Here is a 2,346-nt window from a genome sequence, read left to right as displayed (position 1 = left end):
ACCTGGCGCCGGGCCCGCACGGCCGCGGCGGCGTCCGTCGCGCGCCGCGGCCCGGTCCGCCGCGACCGCGGCCAGCACGGGGGCGGTCAGATCGGGTACGTCGACCGCCTGGAGCCGGGTGAGACGGGTCACCCGTTCGGCCCGCGCCAGCCAGGAGCGGCACCCGGAGCAGGCCAGGGTGTGTGCCTCCAGCGCCGCCGCCGGCGCCTGCGAGTCCTCGCCGTCCAGCCGCGCCGACAGCGCCACGCGTACGTCGTCGCACTTCATGAGCAGGTAGTCGGGGGTAGGCCCGGAAAAGTTCCCGACGTGGGCTGGACCATAGAAAGGGCCGAAGGGTCCTGCTACCCACAGGTACGCCGCGTAACCTCGGGTGTCGTGATCCCCGCCCCGCGCGACACCACCGCCGGCCGCCACGAGGCAGGCCTCGGGGCGGCGCGGGACGGTGCCACCCGGTGGGCGCTGGCCGCCCGGGACGGCGACCCGGTGGCGCAGGCCGCCTTCGTCCGGGCCACCCAGGCCGAGGTGTGGCGGTTCGCCGCCGCGCTGGTCGACCCGGACAGCGCCGACGACCTCACCCAGGAGACGTACCTGCGGGCGTTCCGCGCGCTGCCCGGTTTCGAGGGCCGCTCCAGCGTGCGTACCTGGCTGCTCGGCATCGCCCGCCGGGCCTGCGCCGACCACCTGCGTACGGTGGTGCGCCGGCGGCGGCTCGACGAACGGCTCGCCGCGCACGCCCACACCGGCCGGCCGTACCCCGACCCGGCCGGGCACCTCGGCGCCACCGACCTGGTCCGCCGGCTTCCCGCCGACCGGCGCGGGGCGTTCGTGCTCACCCAACTGCTCGGCCTGTCGTACGCCGAGGCCGCCGCCGTGGAAGGGGTGCCGGTGGGCACCATCCGCTCCCGCGTCGCCCGGGCCCGGTGCGACCTGGTCGAGGCCGTCGGCGACGCGCTCGCCGGTTGACGCGGAACTTTTTCCGGATCCGGGACGACAAATGACCGTGACCGCACCGAACACCCGGGCCGCCCGCTGGCCCGCCGTCCGGCCCTGGCTCGGCACCGTCGCCCGGCTCGGGCTGGCCGCCGTCTGGTTGGTCGCCGGCGGCGCGAAGGTCGGCGACCTCGCCGCCTCCGGCCGGGCCGTCAACGCCTACCAGGTCATGCCGTACGGCGCCGCGACCGTGGTCGGCGCCGCGCTGCCCTTCGTGGAGCTGGCGCTCGGCGTACTGCTGCTGATCGGGCTGGCCACCCGACTGGCCGCCGCGGTCTCCGCGGCGCTGCTGGTGGTCTTCATCACCGGCATCGCCTCGGCCTGGAGCCGCGGCCTGGCCATCGACTGCGGGTGCTTCGGCAGCGGCGGGCAGCTCGGCGTCGGGCAGGCCCCGAGCTACCTCCCGGAGATCCTCCGGGACCTGGGGTTCCTGGCGCTGGCCGGATTCCTGCTGACCTGGCCCCGCACCCCCGTCTCGGTGGACGGCTGGCTGGCGGGCGAACCTCCCCTGGAGGACGAGGATGAGTAGTGGCAAGGACCGCAGGGACGCGGCCCGGGTGGTGCGCGAGCAGATCGCCCGGGAGAAGCGGCGCAGGCGGGCGCTCTGGACGTCGGTCGCCGCGGTGGTGGTGCTGGTCATCGCCGGCCTGATCGGCTGGACCGTGTTCCGGAGCCAGAAGTCGGACACCTTCACCGCCCCGCCCGGCGCCAACCCGCCGGGCACCGGCATCGTCCTCGGCGAGGGGCCGGTCACCATCGACCTCTACGAGGACTACCTCTGCCCGGTCTGCAAGCAGTTCCAGCAGACCAGCGGCCCGACGGTCAACCAGCTGGTCAGCGACGGCAAGGCCAAGGTGGTCTTCCACCCGGTGGCCTTCCTCAACCGCTTCTCCACCACGGAGTACTCCACCCGCTCGTCGGCCGCTTCCGGCTGCGCCGCCCAGGGCGGGAAGTTCAGGGAGTTCTCCGACGCGCTCTTCGCCCGCCAGCCGGCGGAGGGCAGCGCCGGGCTCAGCAACGACGAGCTGATCGACATCGGGGCGGGCGTCGGGCTGAACCGCGACGACTTCGGCTCCTGCGTGAAGGACGGAACGTACAAACCGTGGACCGAGCACGTCACCGACGACGCCAGCAAGGCCGGGGTCACCGGCACCCCGACCGTCAAGGTCAACGGCAAGGACGTCGAGGACCGCTCCCCGGAGGGGATCACCGCGGCGGTGGCGGCGGCCGGCAAGTGATCCTGGTACCGCTGCGGCGGGCGGCGGTGGTGGTCACCGCCGCGATCGCCGCCGTCCTCGCCGTGGCCGCGCCGGCCGCCGCGCACGGCGCGGACGCCCCCGACGGCACGGACTACCG

At 75.0% G+C, this 2,346-nt stretch carries 4 protein-coding genes; 3 read left to right on the top strand and 1 reads right to left on the bottom strand.

Annotated features, from left to right (window positions below; translation table 11 throughout):
- A partial coding sequence (locus tag JNW87_RS37770; protein WP_238455374.1) for a zf-HC2 domain-containing protein occupies positions 1 to 267 on the bottom strand: 267 nt, incomplete at its 3' end.
- Between the two features lie 108 nt (positions 268 to 375).
- Between JNW87_RS37770 and JNW87_RS37765 the strand changes: the two genes are divergently transcribed.
- The 3 genes from JNW87_RS37765 to JNW87_RS37755 are packed head-to-tail and all read left to right on the top strand — an operon-like array spanning position 376 to position 2,228.
- Complete coding sequence (locus JNW87_RS37765) at positions 376 to 963, top strand: sigma-70 family RNA polymerase sigma factor (RefSeq protein ID WP_109803278.1); 588 nt, start codon at positions 376 to 378, stop codon at positions 961 to 963.
- A 31-nt stretch (positions 964 to 994) separates the two neighbouring features.
- Positions 995 to 1,519: a MauE/DoxX family redox-associated membrane protein gene (locus JNW87_RS37760; protein WP_109803277.1), complete on the top strand. Its 525-nt coding sequence runs from the start codon at positions 995 to 997 to the stop codon at positions 1,517 to 1,519.
- Positions 1,512 to 2,228: a thioredoxin domain-containing protein gene (locus tag JNW87_RS37755; RefSeq protein WP_109803276.1), complete on the top strand. Its 717-nt coding sequence runs from the start codon at positions 1,512 to 1,514 to the stop codon at positions 2,226 to 2,228. The genes JNW87_RS37760 and JNW87_RS37755 overlap by 8 nt, the downstream gene beginning before the upstream one ends.
- The last annotated feature ends 118 nt before the right edge of the window (positions 2,229 to 2,346 follow it).

The sequence above is a fragment of the Micromonospora sp. ATA51 genome, assembly GCF_016802855.1.
GTDB classification, from domain to species: Bacteria; Actinomycetota; Actinomycetes; order Mycobacteriales; family Micromonosporaceae; genus Micromonospora; species Micromonospora sicca.
The sequence above is the reverse complement of the archived record's forward strand: the minus strand, read 5'-3'. Positions and strand labels throughout refer to the sequence as shown.